General features: G+C 70.2%; 21 protein-coding genes. 12 read left to right on the forward strand and 9 right to left on the reverse strand.

The genetic code is table 11. The annotated features are described in order from the left end of the window. Positions 1 to 10 precede the first annotated feature (10 nt). Positions 11 to 940 (forward strand): NADP-dependent oxidoreductase, encoded by a 930-nt coding sequence (locus F4560_RS37865; RefSeq protein WP_184927869.1) that lies wholly within the window; start codon positions 11 to 13, stop codon positions 938 to 940. A gap of 39 nt (positions 941 to 979) precedes the next feature. Here F4560_RS37865 and F4560_RS37870 read toward each other — a convergent pair whose 3' ends face one another. Then, on the reverse strand, positions 980 to 1,195 hold the full coding sequence (locus F4560_RS37870; RefSeq protein WP_184927870.1) for a hypothetical protein: 216 nt from the start codon (positions 1,193 to 1,195) through the stop codon (positions 980 to 982). A gap of 221 nt (positions 1,196 to 1,416) precedes the next feature. Between F4560_RS37870 and F4560_RS37875 the strand changes: the two genes are divergently transcribed. Further along, a complete protein-coding gene (locus tag F4560_RS37875) occupies positions 1,417 to 2,085 on the forward strand; it encodes a hypothetical protein (RefSeq protein ID WP_184927871.1) in 669 nt (222 codons plus the stop codon). Continuing rightward, positions 2,086 to 2,319, forward strand: coding sequence for a hypothetical protein (locus F4560_RS37880; protein ID WP_184927872.1), 234 nt, complete (start codon positions 2,086 to 2,088; stop codon positions 2,317 to 2,319). It abuts the gene before it with no gap. Between the two features lie 69 nt (positions 2,320 to 2,388). Here F4560_RS37880 and glnA read toward each other — a convergent pair whose 3' ends face one another. Beyond that, positions 2,389 to 3,813, reverse strand: coding sequence for a type I glutamate--ammonia ligase (glnA, locus tag F4560_RS37885; protein WP_184927873.1), 1,425 nt, complete (start codon positions 3,811 to 3,813; stop codon positions 2,389 to 2,391). A 195-nt stretch (positions 3,814 to 4,008) separates the two neighbouring features. Here glnA and F4560_RS37890 point away from each other — a divergent pair, with 195 nt between their 5' ends. Further along, complete coding sequence (locus F4560_RS37890; RefSeq protein WP_184927874.1) at positions 4,009 to 4,482, forward strand: RDD family protein; 474 nt, start codon at positions 4,009 to 4,011, stop codon at positions 4,480 to 4,482. 105 nt (positions 4,483 to 4,587) lie between these two features. Here F4560_RS37890 and F4560_RS37895 read toward each other — a convergent pair whose 3' ends face one another. Beyond that, positions 4,588 to 5,328: a DUF4191 domain-containing protein gene (locus tag F4560_RS37895; RefSeq protein WP_184927875.1), complete on the reverse strand. Its 741-nt coding sequence runs from the start codon at positions 5,326 to 5,328 to the stop codon at positions 4,588 to 4,590. Between the two features lie 63 nt (positions 5,329 to 5,391). Between F4560_RS37895 and F4560_RS37900 the strand changes: the two genes are divergently transcribed. The 6 genes from F4560_RS37900 (at position 5,392) to F4560_RS37925 (ending at position 10,071) form a co-directional block, all read left to right on the forward strand. After that, entirely contained in the window at positions 5,392 to 7,455 is a 2,064-nt protein-coding gene (locus F4560_RS37900) for an ATP-dependent DNA helicase UvrD2 (RefSeq protein WP_376775388.1), read from the forward strand. A 410-nt stretch (positions 7,456 to 7,865) separates the two neighbouring features. Beyond that, on the forward strand, positions 7,866 to 8,090 hold the full coding sequence (locus F4560_RS37905) for a hypothetical protein (RefSeq protein WP_184927876.1): 225 nt from the start codon (positions 7,866 to 7,868) through the stop codon (positions 8,088 to 8,090). Between the two features lie 138 nt (positions 8,091 to 8,228). Further along, positions 8,229 to 8,627 (forward strand): WhiB family transcriptional regulator, encoded by a 399-nt coding sequence (locus F4560_RS37910; protein ID WP_246477935.1) that lies wholly within the window; start codon positions 8,229 to 8,231, stop codon positions 8,625 to 8,627. Continuing rightward, positions 8,624 to 8,848, forward strand: a complete 225-nt coding sequence (locus F4560_RS37915) for a putative WhiB-interacting protein (RefSeq protein WP_184927877.1) — start codon at positions 8,624 to 8,626, stop codon at positions 8,846 to 8,848. The genes F4560_RS37910 and F4560_RS37915 overlap by 4 nt, the downstream gene beginning before the upstream one ends. A gap of 135 nt (positions 8,849 to 8,983) precedes the next feature. After that, positions 8,984 to 9,895, forward strand: a complete 912-nt coding sequence (locus F4560_RS37920; RefSeq protein WP_184927878.1) for a class I SAM-dependent methyltransferase — start codon at positions 8,984 to 8,986, stop codon at positions 9,893 to 9,895. 38 nt (positions 9,896 to 9,933) lie between these two features. After that, on the forward strand, positions 9,934 to 10,071 hold the full coding sequence (locus tag F4560_RS37925) for a hypothetical protein (RefSeq protein WP_184929756.1): 138 nt from the start codon (positions 9,934 to 9,936) through the stop codon (positions 10,069 to 10,071). Positions 10,072 to 10,476: 405 nt separating this feature from the next. On the opposite strand, the gene F4560_RS37930 is transcribed toward F4560_RS37925, so the two are convergent. The 4 genes from F4560_RS37930 to F4560_RS37945 form a co-directional block, all read right to left on the reverse strand. Continuing rightward, positions 10,477 to 11,031, reverse strand: coding sequence for a hypothetical protein (locus F4560_RS37930; RefSeq protein WP_184927879.1), 555 nt, complete (start codon positions 11,029 to 11,031; stop codon positions 10,477 to 10,479). Positions 11,032 to 11,112: 81 nt separating this feature from the next. Beyond that, positions 11,113 to 12,423: an ABC1 kinase family protein gene (locus F4560_RS37935; RefSeq protein WP_184927880.1), complete on the reverse strand. Its 1,311-nt coding sequence runs from the start codon at positions 12,421 to 12,423 to the stop codon at positions 11,113 to 11,115. 87 nt (positions 12,424 to 12,510) lie between these two features. Next, complete coding sequence (locus tag F4560_RS37940; protein ID WP_184927881.1) at positions 12,511 to 13,521, reverse strand: ThiF family adenylyltransferase; 1,011 nt, start codon at positions 13,519 to 13,521, stop codon at positions 12,511 to 12,513. A 126-nt stretch (positions 13,522 to 13,647) separates the two neighbouring features. Then, on the reverse strand, positions 13,648 to 13,803 hold the full coding sequence (locus F4560_RS37945) for a DUF5679 domain-containing protein (RefSeq protein ID WP_015098458.1): 156 nt from the start codon (positions 13,801 to 13,803) through the stop codon (positions 13,648 to 13,650). A gap of 204 nt (positions 13,804 to 14,007) precedes the next feature. Here F4560_RS37945 and F4560_RS37950 point away from each other — a divergent pair, with 204 nt between their 5' ends. Further along, complete coding sequence (locus tag F4560_RS37950) at positions 14,008 to 14,535, forward strand: M48 metallopeptidase family protein (protein ID WP_184927882.1); 528 nt, start codon at positions 14,008 to 14,010, stop codon at positions 14,533 to 14,535. 131 nt (positions 14,536 to 14,666) lie between these two features. On the opposite strand, the gene F4560_RS37955 is transcribed toward F4560_RS37950, so the two are convergent. Beyond that, positions 14,667 to 16,031 (reverse strand): zinc-dependent metalloprotease, encoded by a 1,365-nt coding sequence (locus tag F4560_RS37955; RefSeq protein ID WP_184927883.1) that lies wholly within the window; start codon positions 16,029 to 16,031, stop codon positions 14,667 to 14,669. A gap of 109 nt (positions 16,032 to 16,140) precedes the next feature. On the opposite strand from F4560_RS37955, the gene F4560_RS37960 reads away from it, so the two are divergent. Beyond that, positions 16,141 to 17,226, forward strand: coding sequence for a YlbL family protein (locus F4560_RS37960; protein WP_312869715.1), 1,086 nt, complete (start codon positions 16,141 to 16,143; stop codon positions 17,224 to 17,226). Positions 17,227 to 17,240: 14 nt separating this feature from the next. On the opposite strand, the gene F4560_RS37965 is transcribed toward F4560_RS37960, so the two are convergent. Continuing rightward, entirely contained in the window at positions 17,241 to 17,783 is a 543-nt protein-coding gene (locus tag F4560_RS37965; protein ID WP_184927884.1) for a PPA1309 family protein, read from the reverse strand. Positions 17,784 to 17,851: the final 68 nt, after the last annotated feature.

Genomic DNA, 17,851 nt, shown 5'->3' on the forward strand with positions numbered 1-17,851 from the left:
ACTGGAGTTCGTGAAAGCGATCGCGCAGAACCAATTCGGAGATGCCGACGTCCTCGTGCTGCGGGAGCTGCCGGACCCGCCGATCGCCCTTGACCAGGTGTTGGTCGAGGTGCGGGCGGCCGGGGTGAACCCCGTGGACCGGCTGGTGCGGATGGGGTACGTGGCGGGTTCGATGCCGCACCACTTCCCGTTGATCCCGGGCTGGGACATGGCCGGCGTGGTGCGTGCCGTCGGGCCCGCGGTGGACGGGTTCGCGGTCGGCGACGAGGTGTTCGGCTACCAGCGCAAGGACCACGTGCAGCACGGGACGTACGCGGAGCTGGTCGCGGCCACCGAACGCGGGTTGGCGCACAAACCGGCGTCGCTGTCGTTCGAGGAGGCGGGCGGGCTCGCGTTGACCGGGCTGACGGCGTTGCAGGCGTTGCGGAAGGTCGGGGTGTCCGAGGGCGACACGGTCCTCGTGCACGCCGCCGCCGGTGGTGTCGGGCACCTCGCCGTGCAGGTGGCGCGGATCCTGGGCGCTTCGCGGGTCATCGGCACCGCGTCACCGCGCAACCACGCGTTCCTCAGGTCGCTCGGCGCGGATCCGGTGGCCTACGGGGACGCGTTGGTGGACAACGTGGCCGAGCTGCTCGGCGGCGACGGGCTGGTCGACGTGGCGTTCGACTGCATCGGCGGTGCGGCGCTCAACGACTCGCCCGCGCTGGTGCGCGATCCCGCCCGGATCGTGTCCATTGTGGACACGAACGTGCTGGAGCTGGGCGGGCGTTACGCGTATGCCAAGCCGGTGGCCGCGGACCTGGACTGGCTGGCCGGGCAGGCGGGCTCGGGGGCGTTGAAGGTCGAGGTGCAGCAGACGTTCCCGCTGGCGCTGGCCGCGGAGGCGCACCGGCTGCTGGAAGGCAAGCACGTGCGCGGCAAAGTCGTGCTGACGGTGTAGTGAAGGGCCCCCGTCGAGGACGAGGGCCCCTCGGGGGTCTTACTCCTCGTCGACGGTCGGGACCGAGGTGAGCAGTTCGACGATCCACTCCTCGACGAGGGTGTCGTCGGATTCCTCGTCCTGGACGAGGCGGTTCGACACCCGGACGCCGAGTCCGAGCACGTCGGCGGCGGCGATCGCCTCGATCGCCTCGGAGGCCGAGTCGAAGATGTTGGTGGACAGCACCTGGGCGGAGTTCACGACGTCATCAGACACGGCGTGACCCTAACCGGCGTCCACGACCGGGGGACGGGCAGCCCTGGCGTCGACGCGGTGTCCACGGAGGGCTCGCGGGGGCTGACGCGGTGTCCACGGGGGGCTACGGAGGGTCGATCCAGGGCCTCTACGCATTGACTATTGGTGTTCCCTATGTCGAGACTGTCCGCACTAATGGGGGAGATTCCCGTTCGCACGCGTGCGCCCGGACGAAGGACGTCATGGACGACGAGAACCAGACCCACCGCAAGAAGAGCAGCGCGTTCCTGAAGATCGGCATGGTCGTGCTCGGCGTGCTCGTGCTGCTCGGTGTGATCCAGGCGGTGACCGCAGGCACGATCGGTGTCGGCGCGTTGAGCGTCACCCTGCGCGAAACTTCTTCGACGGTCCCGACGACGTTGTCGTCCCCGACCTCGTCCTCGGACGACTCCGTCGGCTTGGACGGCGCGGTGGGGTCGGCCCCGTCGTCTTCTGATGCTTCGGACACTTCGGACGCGGGGGCGCCGCCCAGCGCGGAGACCAAGGTCGCCGGCGGGTCGTGGAAGCAGGCGCGCGGCCTGCTGACCGTCGAGGTGACCAAGGTCGAGAACGAGGGCGGCCGGCTGAAGGTCTTCGTCACCGCGATCAACGCCAGCACCTCGAAGATGGACCTGCCGGTGGCGTCGATCTCGGCGGTGGACGACGCGGAGCGCAACTACGCGGCGTCCCCGTCGACCAGCCGGTGGCCGGCGTCGATCGGGAAGAACTCGGCGATCAACGGTTTCGTGGTGTTCGACCAGAAGGCGAGCGCGTCCGGCACGACGTTCTCGCTGACGTTCGCGGGGATCATCGGTCAGCTGGCGCCCACCGGTGGCGCGGTGACCGTGTCCGGTGTCCCGATCCCGAAGTAGGTGGACGTCCTCGTCGGTGTCGCCCTGGGTCTGCTGGGCCTCTGGGCGGCACTGCTCCCGGGCCTGTTCCTGATCCGGCCGCGCGGCAACGCGCCGGCGTTGGCGATCCGCCTGCTGCCGGACGTCCTGCGCCTGGTCGCCCGCCTGGCCCGAGACCCCGAGTCCCCCCACCTCGCCGGACGGCCTGGCCGTGGTGCGCAGGCTGACCAGGACCTGATTCCCGTTGAGGGATGACACAGGCCGAGGGCCGGGCGACTGTGTGGTCACCCGGCCCTCGGCCTGTGGTCGATCAGACGCTACGGATCACACGTCGTAGTACAGAGCGAACTCGTACGGGTTCGGGCGCAGGCGCAGGGGGTCGATCTCCTGCTCGCGCTTGTACGAGATCCAGGTGTCGATGACGTCCGGCGTGAAGACGCCGCCCTCCAGCAGGAACTCGTGGTCCGCTTCGAGGTTGTCCAGCACCGCGTCGAGGCTGGCCGGCACCTGCTTGACGTCGCGGGCCTCCTCGGGCGGCAGCTCGTAGAGGTCCTTGTCGATCGGAGCGGCCGGCTCGATCTTGTTCTTCACGCCGTCGAGGCCCGCCATCACCATCGCCGAGAAGGCGAGGTACGGGTTGCCCGACGAGTCGGGGCAGCGGAACTCGATCCGCTTGGCCTTCGGGTTGTTGCCGGTGATCGGGATGCGCACGCAAGCCGACCGGTTGCGCTGGGAGTAGACCAGCGAGACCGGGGCCTCGTAACCCGGCACCAGGCGGTGGTACGAGTTCACCGTCGGGTTGGTGAACGCCAGCAGCGACGGCGCGTGGTGCAGGATGCCGCCGATGTAGTGCCGCGCCATGTCCGACAGGCCCGCGTAACCGGACTCGTCGTGGAACAGCGGCTGGCCGTCCTTCCACAGCGACTGGTGCGTGTGCATGCCCGAGCCGTTGTCGCCGAACAGCGGCTTCGGCATGAACGTCACCGACTTGCCGGCCTGCCACGCGGTGTTCTTGATGATGTACTTGAACAGCATCAAGTCGTCCGCGGCGTGCAGCAGCGTGTTGAACTTGTAGTTGATCTCGGACTGGCCCGCGGTGCCCACCTCGTGGTGCGCGCGCTCGACCGAGAAGCCCTGGGCCTGCATGTTCAGGACCATCTTGTCGCGCAGGTCCGCGTAGTGGTCGGTCGGCGAGACGGGGAAGTAGCCGCCCTTGTACTTGACCTTGTAGCCGCGGTTGCCGCCCTCTTCCTCACGGCCGGTGTTCCAGGCGCCGGAGATCGAGTCGATCTCGTGGAAGGACGCGTTCGCGGTGGTGTCGAAGCGGATCGAGTCGAAGATGTAGAACTCGGCCTCGGCGCCGAAGTACGCGGTGTCCGCGATGCCCGACTCGGTGATGTACTGCTCGGCCTTGCGCGCGATGTTGCGCGGGTCGCGGCTGTAGGCCTCACGCGTGAACGGGTCGTGCACGAAGAAGTTGACGATCAGCGTCTTCTCGATCCGGAACGGGTCGAGACGCGCGGTGTACAGGTCGGGCAGCAGCAGCATGTCCGACTCGTGGATCGACTGGAAGCCGCGGACCGACGAGCCGTCGAACGCGAGGCCCTCGGCGATGGCGTCGGCGTCGAACGCGGAGGCGGGGAGCGTGAAGTGCTGCATCACGCCGGGCAGGTCGCTGAAGCGGACGTCGACGAACTTTACGCCCTCGTCTGAAATGAACTTCAGGACCTCGTCGGGATTCTTGAACACCCTCGTCGACTCCTCTGCTGCGGTGGGGGCGTGGTTGTACGCCGCTGCGGTGTGCGGCCGGCCATCGTGGCGAAACTAAGACCGTGTTGTTGCCCAGCCATCACCCACGTGTTTCGCCAGTGTTAACGGGGTGCCCGGGTCGGGCAACCCGGCTGCCGCTCCTCACCCGCTGAGCACGGCCCTTACTCTGGTGGGGTGAGCAAGTGGACCGGTTCGTGGCTGTCTGGATCTCGCTCGGCGCTGGAGCCCGGCGCCGACTCCGGTGACGGTACCGGGCAGCGGTGGCGAGGTGAACGCCTCGGCCTGCCGCAGTCGGGACCCGGCTCGGTCGCGTCCAGCGGGCGGCGGGCGTTCGCCATCCTGGTCGACTTCCTGCTCTCGGCGGGTGTCGCGGGCCTGTTCACGATGCCCGAGCTGCCGCAGAACTGGAGCCTGCTGACCTGGTTCACGATCACCGTGGTCGCGGTCGGCTTCTTCGGCTTCACCCCTGGTCACGCGCTGTTCGGGCTGCGGGTCGCCCGGCTGGACGGCGCGGGCATGGTCGGCGTGCCCCGCGCGATCCTGCGGACGGTGCTGATCTTCCCCATCGTCCCGGCGGTGGTGTGGGACGCCGACGGCCGGGGTCTGCACGACAAGGCCGCGGGCACGGTCGTCATCCGCGTCCGCTGAGTTCGCGTTCGCTGACCGTTCCGCCACGCGGGCGAACCGCTGAAACGACTCCGGCACCGTGCCGCGGTGCGCGGTTCACGGTGCCGGAGTGGACGACGTGCGGGGTCAGCGGCGGCGCATGGCCCGCTGCACGTTCCGCATCTTGGCGCCCTGGGGCATCGGGCCCTTGGGCAGTGCCGCGCCACGGCTGGCCAGCGCGGCGAGCCGGTTGTCGATCGTGTCGACCTGGGCGGTCGAGATGTTGCGCGGCAGCTTCATCAGGTGGCCCTGGAGCTTGCGCAGCGGGACCTGGCCTTCCTCCGTGCCGACGACGAGGTCGTAGATCGGCGTCTCGCCGATCACCCGCGCCACCCGCTTCTTCTCCTGCGCGAGCAGGCCCTTGACCCGGTGCGGCGCGCCCTCGGCGACCAGCACCACGCCCGGCCGGCCGAGCACCCGGTGCACCATGTCACCGCTCGTCGTGCCCGCCACGGCCTGGGTGACCCGCCACTTGCCGCGCAGGTTGTCCAGCGCCCACGCCGCCGCGCCCGGCTGCCCGTCCGCCTTCGCGTACACGGTGCGCTGCACCCGACGGCCGAACACGATGACCGCGAGCAGCGCGCCCACCGCGATGCCCATCGGCAGCAGCACCCAGTGCATGTCCCAGATGAGGCCGATCAGGAACGCCGCGGCCGTCGCGCCGAGCAGGCACGCCAGCATCAACGGCACGAGCGCCTTGTCCTCGCGGCGCTGCATCTTGAACGCCTCGAAGATCTGGCCGCGCTTCGCCTTCGATGCCGCGCGCCGGGCCTTCGCCGCTTCCTTGGAGGCCGCCTTGGCAGCCGCCTTGTCCTGCTTACCAGCCATGCCCACCAGGATACGGCGCGGCGCGTCGCCCCATCACGGGAGGACTCGCTGTGCTCTGCGAGGATGCAGCGCATGGACCGGCTGCTGGAGGGACTGGACCCGGAACAGCGTGCCGCCGTGGAGGCCCCGCGCGGCCCGGTGTGCGTGCTCGCGGGCGCCGGCACCGGCAAGACCCGGACGATCACCCACCGGATCGCCTACCTCGTCCAACGTGGGCATGTTTCCGCTGGTCAAGTCCTCGCCGTCACGTTCACCGCACGTGCCGCGGGTGAGATGCGGACCCGGTTGCGGGCGCTCGGCGTGCACGGCGCGCAGGCCCGCACGTTCCACGCCGCCGCGCTGCGCCAGCTCCGCTACTTCTGGCCGCGCGTGGTCGGCGGCGAGCAGTGGCAGCTGATCGACCGGAACAAGTTGAGGCTGGTCGCGCAGGCAGCCAACCGGGCGGGCCTGTCCACCGAGTCGGATTCGCTGCGCGACCTGGCGGGCGAGATCGAGTGGGCCAAGGCTTCGCTGGTCTCTCCCGAGGACTACCCGGCCGAGGCGGGCCGCACGAGCCGTGACACGCCCGCGCCCGCCGAGCAGGTCGTGCAGGTCTACCGGACGTATGAAGAGCTGAAGAACCAGGCGCAGCTGCTCGACTTCGACGACCTGCTCCTGCACACGGCGGCGGCGTTGGAGGAGCACGGCGAGGTCGCCGAGGAGTTCCGCGACCGGTACCGGTGCTTCGTGGTGGACGAGTACCAGGACGTCACGCCGTTGCAGCAGCGCGTGCTGGACGCGTGGCTGGGCGCGCGCGACGACCTGACCGTGGTCGGCGACGCGAACCAGACCATCTACTCGTTCGCGGGCGCCTCACCGCGTCCGCTGCTCGACTTCCCGCGCCGGTTCCCCGAGGCCGTCGTGGTGCGGCTGGAGCGGGACTACCGGTCCACGCCGCAGGTCGTTGGCCTGGCCAACGAAGTGATCAAGTGGGCGCGCGGACGTCCGGCCGGGTCGAGGTTGAAGCTGATCGGGCAGCGCCCGGACGGTCCGCGGCCGACGTTCACCGAGTTCGACGACGAGCCGCTGGAGGCAGCGGCGGTCGCGCAGCGGGTGAAGGCGTTGCTGGACGAGGGCGTGTCGGCGAGCGAGATCGCCGTGCTCTACCGGGTCAACGCCCAGTCGGAGGTCTTCGAGCAGGCGTTGGCCGAGGTCGGCGTGCCGTACCAGGTGCGCGGCGGCGAGCGGTTCTTCCAGCGGGCCGAGGTGCGGCAGGCGATGGCCGCGCTGCGGTCGGCGGTGGCGCACGAGCCGACCGGCGAGCTGCCGAAGGTGGTGCGCGAGGTGCTGGCGGGGATCGGCCTGACCGACGAGCCACCCACCGGCGGGTCGGCGCGGGAGAAGTGGGAGTCCCTGCTCGCGCTGGTCGAACTGGCCGAGGAACTGGTCACCACGGTGGACGGGGCGGACCTGCCGAAGTTCGTCGCCGAACTCGACCTGCGTGCGGAGGCCCAGCACCCGCCGACGGTGGAGGGCGTGACGCTCGCGTCCCTGCACGCGGCGAAGGGGCTGGAGTGGGACGCGGTGTTCCTGGTCGGGTTGGTCGACGGCACGTTGCCGATCCAGCACGCGGACGGTGACGACGCGGCGATCGAGGAAGAGCGCCGGTTGCTGTACGTGGGCGTGACGCGCGCCCGTGTGCACCTGTGGATGTCGTGGGCGTTGGCGCGCGCTGCGGGCGGACGTCGTTATCGGCGGCGCAGCCGGTTCCTCTACGGGTTGGTGCCGGAGGACCACCCGGCGTCGCGGACGGCCAAGCGTGAGCCGTTGCAGAAGCGGCCCAAGCCGCAGTGCCGGGTGTGCGGGTCGGCGTTGGTGGACGCGCGGGCGATCAAGCTCAGCCGGTGCGCTTCGTGCCCGTCGGACGTGGACGAGGAGCTGTTGGCCAAGCTGCGGTCGTGGCGGGCGGACCGGGCGCGTGAGCTGAAGGTGCCGGCGTACGTCGTGTTCACCGACGCGACCTTGGTGGCGATCGCCGAGCAACGGCCCGAGGACGTCGCCGGCCTGGTGTCGATCTCCGGCATCGGCGCCGCCAAACTCGACCGCTTCGGTGACGACGTCCTGGCCCTCGTGCGCGGCGGGCGTTGACGGCCGGTTGGTGGGTCGGCGTTCGCGGGCGGGCGTTGACGGGCGGGCGTTGACGGGCGGTTGGTGGGTCGGCGTTTGCGGGCGGGCGTTGACGGGCGGGCGCTGATCGGCCAGCGTTGAGGGGTGGCGTTGATCGGCGGGCGTCGACGGGGCGGCGTTGATCGGCGGGCTTGGCGACGTGCGGTGACCGGCCTGTCCCGCCGGCGGGCCGACTGGTCCGGACGAGTGTTCGCGTCCTAGCCCTCTGTGCAGGGCAAACGCAGATTTTTCACTCAATCGACAGGTATTTGGAAAAACCGGTTGCACCCGCCGTGCGCCGAGTCATAACCTGCTCAGGCCGGGTGCGATGCGCCCGCTGGGGATTCAAGAGCTTGCAGTCGACCACGAGACACCCGAGGAGGTGACCGGACGTGAACAGCAGCCTCATGTGCTTCAAGACGCCCGGTTACCTGAAGTCCGGGGTGGCTCTGGCGTCCGGCGCTGCTCGTGTCGCGGGGGAGAAGTCTGCCCGCGATCGCCACGCCCTCGGTTGGGGCGTCGAGCGAGTTGAACTGATTCAGGTGCCGACGCCGCACGCGTCGACCTATGTCCCGACTCAGAACGTTGCGCCGTCCGCGCGAGAGCGAAGTACCTGACCACCTTGTAGTCAGGCCACGAAGCTCACAAAGGCCGCGGACCCGTAACCGGATCCGCGGCCTTTGTGCTGTTCAAACCCGTTTTTCGCACGCAATCGCACTACCAAACCCCATGCAAGACCTGACAGGAGTCCACTGATGTTGACCGCGACCGTCCCCATAAACGGGACGTTGTCCACCGAGTCGGAGTTCGTCGGAGCCGGAGTCGCTTCCTTGATCGACACCGCGCCCGACGCCGGCTTGGAACTTCCTTGCCGTACCAACAACCCTGACCTGTGGTTCGCCGACGCTCCGGCGGAGCTGGAGGAGGCGAAGAAGTTCTGCGCCAACTGCCCCGTGATCGCCGAGTGCCTGGCCGGCGCGATCGCCCGCCACGAGCCCTGGGGGGTCTGGGGCGGCGAGATCTTCGAGCGCGGAGCCGTGATCGCGCGCAAGCGTCCCCGTGGACGCCCCCGCAAGGATGCAGCACCCGTTGTGCCCGCGGCGCCCGCCGCGACCGTTGTCCGGGGGGCTAACGACCAGGAGGCCGCCGCGTGACCACGTACCGATCCACCACAGACGAAGCGATGTTCACCGAAGTCAACCCCAAGGGGAACCCCATGCTGCTCGAAGAAAATCTTGCCAGATCCCGAATGCATGACGCGGAGATATTCGCGCAACAGCATCGACTGGCCCACCGGCTCGTCGTCGCCCGCAGGTGGCGTCGGCTGGCCGGATGGGCCCAGCGCAGGGCCGCTCTGAAGGCTCACGCGATCTGATGCACGCCGCGGCCCGTCCTCCCCGCCCGATGCGGGGATGGCGGGCCGCTGCCGTGCGACCCGGCGTGCCATCGCGTGGTGGGCGGTGCGATTTTCGGTGGGAGGGTTTCGCCCGTTCTGGGTACGGTGCGACTTGTGGCCGTTCACTCTCACAACCATGCCCGCACCCATGACGGAATCGACTGGTCGTCCCAGCTGAACGCACGGCGACGGGCCGACGAGCTGGACGCCGAGGCCCACCGCGTGGTCGCGCGCAGACTCGTCCGCACCCTCCCCGACAACCCGACCGTGCTCGACGTCGGTTGCGGCACGGGCGGGATGAGCGTCGCACTGGTCGAAGCCCTGTCCGCTCGTGGCGGTGGCACGGTGGTGCTGGTCGACGCGGTGCCCGAGATGCTGGACGCCGCGACCGGTTCGGCGCGGTCGGCCGCCAGCTACGAGACCGACACGACGAGGGCGACGGTTCGCATCCGGCCGGTCCTCGCCGACCTGGCCACCGAACGGCCGGCCGAGATCGCCGGGGCCGCGCAGTTGGTGTGGGCGTCGAACGTCGTGCATCACCTCCCTGATCAGCGTGCCGCGGTGTCCGGGTTGGTCGAGGCGGTCGCGCCAGGTGGGTGGTTGGCGCTCGCCGAAGGCGGGTTGTCGGGCAAGTTCCTCCCGTTCGACCTGGGGGTCGGTGAGCCTGGCTTGCAGGATCGGCTGCTGACGGCCCGGGCCCAGTGGTTCGTGCGGATGCGGGAGAACATCACCGACGCCGTTCGCATGCACGGCGGCTGGAACGTCGCGCTCGCCGATGCCGGTCTCGTGGACGTGACGGCGTTCAGCTACCTCATCGACCACCCCGCACCGGCCAAGCAGGCCGTGCGCGACTGGGCCGTTGACCACCTGAAGTGGTACGGGGAGGCCGCCGGCGACCTGATGCACCCCGCCGACCGCCGCACGGTTCGGCAACTGCTCGACCCGCAGGACCCCGCCTTCCTCGGGCTGCGCGACGACGTGTTCATGCTGCTCGCCAACACCGTGTACCTCGGCCGCAAGCAGTGACCGACACCTGTGCCCGGTGTGGTCGGATGCGGTCTTCGGTGACTGATCCGGCGGAGCTGTTGGCATGGGTGCGTGAGCGGGAACGCGGAGTAGACCAGTGGTTGTGCTCCCAGTGCGCGCGGACACACGTCCGGGACATCGAGGGCAAGCTGCCCAGCGACTACTGGTCCCACTGATCCCACTGACAACCGACCTACAGACCTCGTACGACCCCCCTCTGACAACCCCCTCCCGCTGACTACCGGCACTGTGGCTGCCGGCGCTGTGGCTGCCGGGCAGGGTGACCAGTGCGGGCTGGAGTGGCGGACTGGGCGCGCGGTGGCCGCCGGGTGTGGTGGCGGACTGCGCTCGGTGCGGATCGGGTGTGTTCCGGATCCGGTGTGGTGGCGGGCTGGCTGCGCTGCCGGATTGGGTGCGGGGCGGACTCGGCACGGTCCTGGGCTCGGTGTGGTGGCGGACTGGGTGCGGTGGCGGCTTGGGTCTGGGGCTTGGGTCTGGGGCTTGGGTCTGGGGAATTGGGTGGTGGGTTTGTTTGGCCGGGGTTTCTGCCTGGTGAGGGTGGTCGGGTGGGTGGCTGGTGGTCAGCGGAGTAGGGCGGATAGCAGGCGTAGGGCCGATCTTGGGGTGGCTGAGCCTCGCCGGCTGCCTGCGTTCAGCTCGGCGGTGAGGTCGGCGACTGTGCACAGGCCCGACCGGACCGCTGTGGCGAGCATGTGGTGTTGGCGCAGCGCGTCCGGCTCGTGCCGGGCGGCGTCGACCACGGCGCGGTTCGGCTCGGCTAGCGGCAGGCCGTCGCGGACTACTACCGCGGGTGGTCTGGTGGTGCGTTCCAGCAGCACGTGGTCCGCGCAGGAGCGGCGGCTGGCGGCCGGTTGCAGCAGGTGGATCCTGCGCGGCGGCGGCAGAGGCCGGAGGCCGTGGGCGTGTAGGGCGTCGACGCCGGTGACGACGGTGCCCGGACCCGCGTAGACCAGGGCCGCGCGCACGCGCTGCGCCCTGGTCGGCGGGCCGGCGCCGAGCAGCAGCACCCCCGGTAGGATGCGCTGCCACGGCCCGCCGGGGCGGCACTTGAGGTCGATGACGTAGCCCGGCACGCCGGTGGCCATCAGGTCTTTGGTCTTGATCACTTGGTCCATGGGATCGATCTTCCGGGGGTTCCGGGGATCGGGCCATGGGCTGTGGGTGATCTGTGGATAAGTCGGCGAGCTGTGGACAACTCAGTCGGCGAAACCGGGCTGCCACTTGGCGACGATGGCCTTGGCCTGCACGTTCGCGTCGAGCTGGCAGAGGATGCCCGTCGCGCCGAGCGTGACCCTGTGGATAAGTAGGTACTCGGGAGGCAGGTTCAACCACCTTCCGGCCTGCGATTCCGGGTTCTGGAAATCGCTGACGCGCTCAGCCTCGCGCTGCAACCACTTGCGGGTGAAGTGGAACGACTCCGTCCGCAAGGGCTCCACGAACGGCCCCAGGTAGTTGATCAGTTCGTCGGGCTGCATCTCCGTCCCCGGACGGATGAACCGCTCTGCCCGGAACAGCTCCACCAAGTCCTCCGGCCGACCCTCCAGCGCCACCTTGGTGATCACGCCGAGCGTCTTGGGCAACCCCTGGGGCAGCCGCGCGACCGCGCCGAAGTCGATCACTCGCAGCCGTCCGTCCGAGCCGAGCATGAAGTTGCCCGGGTGCGGGTCGGCGTGCAGCAAACCGGCCCTGCTCGGCGCGGAGAAGTGGAACTCCGCCAACAACTGCCCGGCCAGGTCGCGTTCGTCCCGGTCGCCATCACGGATGATCTTCGACAGCAGCGTGCCGTCGATCCACTCGGTGACCATCACCTTCGGCGAGCTGGCCACCACCCGCGGCACCAGCACGCGGTCGTCACCATCGAACGCCTTGGCGAAGACCCGCTGGTTGTCCGCCTCGATCCGGTAGTCCAACTCCTCCAGGTAACGGTCGCGCAGCTCCTCCAGGAGCGGCTTGACCTCGACACCCGGCGCCATCATCTGAAAGACCCGGCTGAACCGCAGCAGCTGCTTCAGGTCGGCCTGCAACGCCTGGTCGGCACCGGGGTACTGCACCTTCACCGCGACTTCGCGGCCGTCGTGCCACACCGCCCGGTGCACCTGCCCGATGCTCGCGGACGCGGCGGGCGTGTCGTCGAACGACGAGAACCGCTTCGCCCACGCCGTGCCCAACTGCTCGGTCAGCACGCGGTGCACGGTGCGGGCCGGCATCGGCGGCGCCGACGTCTGGAGCTTGGTCAGCGCGTCGCGGTACGGACCGGCGAGCTCGTCCGGCACCGCGGCCTCGAACACGCTCAGGGCCTGGCCGAACTTCATCGCGCCGCCCTTGAGCTGCCCCAGCACCGCGAACACCTGTTCCGCGGTCTTCGCCGACATCTCGGCGCTGACCTCCTCGGAACTGCGTCCTGCAAGGCGCTTCCCCCAGCCGCCCACCACGCGGCCCGCCACCCCGAGGGGAAGGCTGGCCAGCTTGGCGGTGCGATGCGCTGCACTCCGTGGGATCTCGCTCACCCGGTGATTCTCCTCCCCGCCCGTTCGCGTGGTGGCTGTAACGCGCGCCACCCCCACAAAACCTACACAGGCCTCCCTGAGGGTGGATCACAGCGCGGAACGGCACTCGCAGCGCGGGTGCACAGGGGCCAACCGGTGCTCGACCAAACCGGTGAACGCGTCGACCTCCAGGGTCGCGTCCCAGGTCGGAGGCCTGGTCGGAGCCTCCTCCGAACGGTCCAGTGCCAGCAACGCCTGCCCGACCGCGACGCCCGCGGTGGCCGTGACGGTGGCCAGATCGGCGTGCTGCGGGCGGTCCACTAGTTGGGCGGCTATCAGCGGCCACGCCGGGTCGAGGTCGGCCTGGTGCCGGTCCGCGCACCTCAGGCAGCTGCTGCGGCCCGGCACCACCAGCGGCCCCACCACGCCCAACCCTTCGCGGACCCGAACAGCCAAGTGCGTGGTGCCGTCCGACGCGAGCTCGTGCAGCAACTCCGGGGCGGGCACCAACGCGTCGGCCAACACCACCAGATCCGTGCCGCGACCCACCGGCCGCACGGAGCCGCACGCGCGTTGGACCGCGTCCCGGGCGGCGTCTGCGCGCAACCGGCCGACGTCCGACTCGACGTAACCCGATCCAGTGTCCTCAGGCCCGACGCGTCCCCGCGCTATCACCCGAACGTGTGCCACGCCGGAGGCCGCCAGGAGCGCCGCGACGGTCACCGCGAGACGCCCCTCGCCGTGCACGACGACGGATCTGGCGGCACGGGCGGCGGGCAGCCGGACCGCCGAACGACGGGTGCGCAGCGCCCAGCCCGTCACCTCGGCGGTCAGCCGGGCGTGCGGCGCGGGCACCGATTCCTCGACCAGCCCGGCGCGCGCCAGACCGTGCAGGACGCCGGTGAACTCGGCTGCCTGGTCACCGTGACGGTCGAGGCGTTTTCGCAGGTCGGAAAGGGTGTGCTGGCCGGTGAGGCCGAGCAGCACGGAGGACATGGGCTCGGGCACGTCCTCGACCAGCATGGCGTGCCGGGGGTCGGTGCCGATCTGCACGACATCGTCCCGGCGGCGCAGCAGCGGCAGGCCGGGGAGAACCCTGGGGCGGTTGGGGAGATCCACACCGGCAGCCTGCCCACAGCCGCCGATCTGGCAAAACGCCTGTCCACAGGCTTACGGGTTGTCCACAGGAGAAGCGGAGGGCCTTGACGGGAGGCCGGGCATCTGCCGCCCGGCCACCCGTCGGGGTCAGACCTTCGCCTTGCCGAGGATCCGGGTCACCGTGGTTCCGCAGACCGGGCACTTGCCCTTGGCCATCCTGCGGTTGTTGCTCTCGTGCACCTCGCCCGTGAAGTCCCGCTTCTCACGGCACTTGACGCAGTAGCCGTTGTAGGTCTCGGCCACGGCTTCCTCCCTTGTTTCGAGAGTGCGGCGCGATCTGCGCCACACTCGGGGGTTGCGCTGCACGCTACCTCCGCAAACCCCGGTCCGCTGCACGCCGCGTCCAGCGTGTCCAGCCGCCTTTCGGTGGAACCTGCTCGTCCGTCCCTCCACACACCGCCGCTTGGCCGCCGCGAATTGTCGGTCTCTGGCCTTACCGTGAACGCCATGCCCGAACCGCAGGTGGAGGTGCGGCGCAGCGCCCGGCGCCGTCGCATGGTGAGCGCGTACCGCGAGGGGGACACGGTCGTCGTCCTGCTGCCGGCTCGTATGAGCAAGAGCGAGGAGAAGCACTGGGTGGCGGAGATGCTGAGCCGCCTCCAGCGCAGCGAGACCCGCAGGCGTTCGCCCACGCGCACGTCCGACGCGGCGTTGCTGGCCAGGTGCGAGGAGCTTGCGGACCGGTACCTGAACGGCGTGCAGCCGAGCAGCGTGCGGTGGGTGCCGCCGATGCGCACGAGGTGGGCGTCGTGCACGCCCAGTGAGGGCACCATCCGGATCAGCGAACGCCTGCGTGACGTGCCCGCCTGGGTGCTCGACTACGTGCTGGTGCACGAGTTGGCGCACCTCGAGGTGCCCGGCCACGGCAAGGACTTCTGGCTGCTCGTGCAGCGGTACCCGAAGGCCGAGCGGGCCATCGGGTACCTGGAGGGCATCTCGGCCGCGGCGGGCCTGGGCATCATCGAGGAGGACTAGCGGGCACGACCAGCACACCGCGCGGTGAGGGCACCGCGCGGTGCCGGACCGGACGGCCCGCGCGTTCTGAGCGTTGAACTCAGGGGTCCTGAACGTAGGACTCGCGTGTTCTGAACGTAGGACTCGCGGGTTTAGGCGTCCTTGCCCTTGTCCTCGTCAGAGTCCGAGGCTGAGGGCTTGTCGGAGTCCGCGGGCTTGTCGGGCTGGTCGTCGGACTTCTCGCGGAGGGTGCGTTCCAGCTCCGCCATCGGGTCCTCCAGCGCCTTGCGCGTCTTGCCGAACCGCTCGGCGAACTCCATCGGGTCGTCCAGGTCCTCGGCCGTGGGCACGAGGTCGGGGTGGTCCCAGACGCTGTCGCGCTGCTCCATCCCGTGCTGGTCGCCGAGCAGCTTCCACAGCGCCGCAGCCGACCGGTGCCGGCGCGGACGCAGCTCCAACCCGACCAGCGTGGCGAACGTCTGCTCGGCCGGACCACCGGACGCCCGCCGCCTGCGCAACGTCTCGCGCAGCGCCTCGGCGCCGGGCAGCCGCTCGCCGACCGCCTCGTTCACGACCACGTCCACCCAGCCCTCGACCAGGGCCAGCAACGTCTCCAGCTTGGTCAGCGCGGCCTTCTGCTCGGGCGTGGTCTGGGGTTCGAGCATCCCCGACTTCATCGCCTCTTCGATGCTCGCCGGGTTCGCCGGGTCGATCTGACCGGCCAGCTCCTCCAGCGCGGACGTGTCGACCGTGATGCCGCGGGCGAACTCCTCGACCGTGTCCAGCAGCCGCTGCCGCAGCCACGGCACGTGGCTGAACAGCCGCTGGTGCGCCGCCTCACGGGCGGCCAGGAACACCAGCACCTCGCTGGCCGGCCGCTCCAGGCCCTCGGTGAACTTCTCGATGTTCTCGGGCAGCAGCGCCGCCGTGCCCTCGGGCCCCAGCGGCAACCCCACGTCGGTCGACGTCAGCACCTCGGCGCCGAGCTGCGCCAGCGCGCCGCCCAGCTGGGAGCCGAACGCCATGCCGCCCATCTGCCCGAGCATCGACAGCAGCGGGCCGGCGGCTTCCTTGGCCTCGGCCGGCATCGCCTCGACCCACGCGCCGGACACGCGCTGCGCCACCGGGTCGCACAGCCGCTGCCACGTCGGCAGCGTGCGCTCCACCCAGTCGCGCGCGCTCCAGCCCTGGGCCGTGCGCGCGCCCGCGGGCAGCGCCGTCACCGGGTCGAGCCACATCTCCGCCAGGTGCACGGCGTCGACCACCGCGCTGTTCTGGTCCGGGCCGAACCCGGTGGTCGGGCCGCCCTTGCCGGCGAGCTGCTGGAGCGCGATCTGCTTCGCGAGGTCGTAGTTGACCGGCCCGGACGACGTGCCCGCATTGCTGAACATCGCACCGAGCTGGCTCAGCATCGCGCCGAGCTGGTTGAAGTCGAAGGGGTTGTCCCCTTGGTCTCCTGGTTTGCGGTTGCGGTCGTCGGGGTCCTGCGGGCCGAACCCGAAGGGCTGGTCACTCATACCTCCACGGTACGCGGGACGCCGCCCGGAGGAGGAGCCGACAATCCGAACACAGGCGTGCGGGACCGGTTCGCCGGTAGCGGAACGCCGGGGTCGTACCCTGTCGTGCGTGACCGAAGGCACCGACACCGTCGTGGACCAGGCACCAACACCACCGCACGCGCCCCGGCGTGGCCTGACCCGGCGGACGTGGACCCTCGTGGTCAGCCTCCTGGTCGTGCTGGCGCTCGGCCTTCTCGGCGGGTTCGCCCGGGTGCCTTACGTGGCGCTCGGCCCCGGACCGACCTACGACACGTTGGGCCAGGTCAACGGCGGTGACGTGGTGTCGGTCGACGGGCAGCAGACGTTCCCGACCGGTGGTCGGCTCACCATGACGACCGTGTCCCTCACCGACGACGTGTCGCTGTTCGGCGCGCTCGGCCTGTGGGTCAGCGGCCGGTACGCGCTGGCGCCGCGCGAGGAGTTCTTCCGGCCCGGCGAGTCCGAGCAGCAGGTCCGCGACCAGAACGTGAAGGCGTTCCAGGACTCGCAGACCAGCGCCGAGGTCGCCGCGCTGCGCTACCTCGACTACCCGATGAAGGTCGTCGCCGCCGAGATCACCAACGACACCGCGGCGGACGACGTGCTCAAGCCGAACGACCGGCTGCTGGAGGTCAACGGCAAGCAGATCGGCAGCGCCGACGACGTGCGCTCGTCGCTGGAGAGCACCAAGCCGGGCGACCAGATCGCGTTGACCTTCGAGCGCGATTCCGAGCGCAAGACCGCGACCGTCACGCTCGGCCGGACCGAGGGCCGCGAGACCGGCTTCCTCGGCGTGCTGCCGCTGGACCGCGCGGACGTGCCGTTCGAGATCAAGATCAGCCTGACGGACGTCGGCGGCCCGTCCGCGGGTCTGCTGTTCGCGTTGTCGATCGTCGACAAGCTGACCCCCGGCGAGCTGAACGGCGGCCAGTCCGTCGCGGGCACCGGCGAGATCAACGACAAGGGCGAGGTCGGCCGCATCGGCGGCATCGGGTTCAAGATGGTCGCCGCCCGCGAGGACGGCGCCACCGTGTTCCTGGTGCCGGCCGGCAACTGCGACGAGGCCAAGCAGCACGCCCCCAAGGACCTGCGCCTGGTCAAGGTCGACAAGCTGGACGACGCCGTGACGTCCCTGGAATCACTCAGCAAGGGTGGCGAAGCCCCCAGCTGTTAGCCGAGCCTTGGCTGTCAGGCGCGCAAGGTCTCAAGCAGGGCGTGGGTGAGGTTCGGGGCGAGTTCGGGGTGCTCCACGACTTCCTCGGGCACCTCCACGCTGCCCCGCAGCCGCAGGACGCACGCCGCCGAGCCGTCCCGCAGCACGGCCGCCACCAGCCGGGCCTCCCGACGCTGGGGGTGCTCGGCGGCGAACCGGCGGGCCTCCTCGTCGTCCAGCTCCTCCGCGGTCAGCTGGGCCTCCGCGTCCGGCGGCAGCACGACGATCTCCTGCGCCAACGCGCACCCGTGCACCAGGTCGGGCCACACGATCCCGGCCAACGCCCGGTCCAGCTCGGAATCCGGCAGCGAGTCCTGGGCGATCGGCGTCAGCGGTGACGCGTCGGGATCGAGCTGACCCGCGAGCTCCGGCTGCCGCACCAGCAGCTCCGCGGTCGGGACCAGCGCGAACAACTGCATCGGCTGGTTCCACCCGGCGGTGGACACGAACTCCTCGACCTCGCGGGCGACAGCGGGCAGCACCACGGGCGGCGTTTCACTGGCTGACACGTGCGCCATCGTCGCATCACCGCCCTCGGACCGGGCAATCAGATCCGGGCAATCGGCCGCGAAGGGAAGCCCGACGG

This window comes from Saccharothrix ecbatanensis (genome assembly GCF_014205015.1).
GTDB lineage: Bacteria > Actinomycetota > Actinomycetes > Mycobacteriales > Pseudonocardiaceae > Actinosynnema > Actinosynnema ecbatanense.